The organism is Streptomyces sp. NPDC000151 (assembly GCF_040301705.1).
Classification (GTDB): Bacteria; Actinomycetota; Actinomycetes; order Streptomycetales; family Streptomycetaceae; genus Streptomyces.
The window spans coordinates 1-1801 of sequence record NZ_JBEPFC010000298.1 but is presented as its reverse complement, the minus strand read 5'-3'; the positions used below and the strand labels follow the sequence as shown (position 1 = coordinate 1801).

Genomic DNA, 1801 nt, shown 5'->3' with positions numbered 1-1801 from the left:
GGCGGCAGCAGGCCGGGGTCGAGGTCGGCGTGGCCGTTGGCGGTCCGTACGACGTGGCGGCGCGGGGCGTCGGCGGGCGGCGCGGCGGCGACGGCGGGCCGGGCGGCGCCATCGACCTCGTCGTCCCCCTCCTCGGCCGGCTCGTCGCCCAACAGGCCCTGCGGCAGGATGAGTACGGCCTGTACACCGCCGTAGATGTTGCTCTGCAGGCGGACGACGATGCCGTGCCGGCGGGCCAGCGAGGAGACCACGAACAGGCCGATGCGGCCGTCGTTGAGCAGCTCGGCGACGTCGACGTGGTCGGGGTCGGCGAGCAGCGCGTTCATCCGGTCCTGCTCCTCGACGTCCATGCCCAGGCCCCGGTCCTCCACCTCGACCGCGAGGCCGGCGGTGACCAGCTGGGCGCGGAGCAGGATGTGGGTGTGCGGGGCCGAGTAGACGGTCGCGTTCTCGACGAGTTCGGCGAGGAGGTGGATGACGTCGGCGACGGCGTGGCCGCGGAGCGTGCCCTCGATGGGCGGCACGAGCTTGACGCGCGGGTACTGCTCGACCTCGGCGATGGAGGAGCGCATGACCTCGGTCATGGTGACCGGGCGGGACCACTGGCGGCGGGAGATGGCGCCGCCGAGGACGGCGAGGTTCTCGGCGTGCCGGCGGATGCGGGTGGCGAGGTGGTCCACGTGGAAGAGACCTTTGAGCAGATCGGGGTCCTCCACCCGGTTCTCCAGCTCGTCCAGCAGCTCGATCTCGCGGTGGACCAGGGACTGCAGGCGCCGGGCGAGGTTCACGAAGACCTCGACCTTCTGCTCGCTGCCGCTGGCGTTGCCGCGGGCGATGGCGACCGCGTCGATGACCGCGGCCTCGGCGGCGCGGCCCGCGGCGGCGACGTCGTGGACGAGGAGGTCGAGGGTGTCGCCGGCCGGGCGGGACAGCGGTTCGGGGGCGCGCTGCTGGAGCCATTCGCCCTGGCGTACGCGGTGCACGAGGGCGTACAGGTCGGACTGGCTGCGGGCGCACACCTCCCGCAGGCGGGCGTAGCGCTGGATGGTGGCGCGGGCCTCGGAGGTGGCGGCGGCGCAGGCCACCGCGGTGATGCCGCACACGAGGGCGAAGCCGCAGCCGAGGACGGTCCAGGCGGCGCCGCTCAGCGGCTGTCCGCCGGACCGGGCGATGAAGGCGGTCACGGCGGAGCAGGTCGCGGCGACGAGCAGGCAGGGCACGGCCGCGAGGCGGACGAGGCGGACGCGTATGACGGAGTCGGCGGCCGTCTCGCGGAGCGGTACGCGGCTGTGCCGGGCGCCTTCGCGGTCCCGCCGCCGCCCGGGCAGCGGTGCGGGAACCATTCCCCCCGTCCCCCCGGTCCCGTGGGATTCGGGGGTGTCGTGGGACACATCGGTCCCCGTCCCCTGGGGAAATGCAGCAGGCATCGGCGCCCTCCGGATCGGCCGTCGGCGGTTCGCGGAGCACGCACGCTAGTTGTTGCGGAGGGGCCGATCAGATGGACTTCGAGGTTTCGCTACCCCGCGCCACCTCCGTGAGTTACCGTCCCTCGCACGACAGTGCGAAGTGATACGAACTGCCGTTCGCTGCCCGGGCGTTCATTCCCTTCTGGCTCCGCTTCCGCCGCGGTTCACTCCCCGGCGGCCGGCGCGCTCCCCGCTCCGCTCGCCATCGCCGCGGGCCCCTTCGGCGGCCAGGCCGGCCAGCCGTGCACGGGAGGCACCGCGGCGGCCCGCCACCACGGCTCCACGGTCAGCTCGTCGGCCGGCTCGAACGGCTTGCCGGGCACCGGCGCCGCGAG

General features: G+C 74.2%; 1 protein-coding gene. It reads right to left on the bottom strand.

Translation table 11 applies throughout. From position 1 onward, the window contains the following. On the bottom strand, positions 1–1343 hold a 1343-nt coding region (locus ABT381_RS35670), incomplete at its 3' end, for a sensor histidine kinase (protein ID WP_351602251.1). Positions 1344–1801 lie beyond the last annotated feature (458 nt).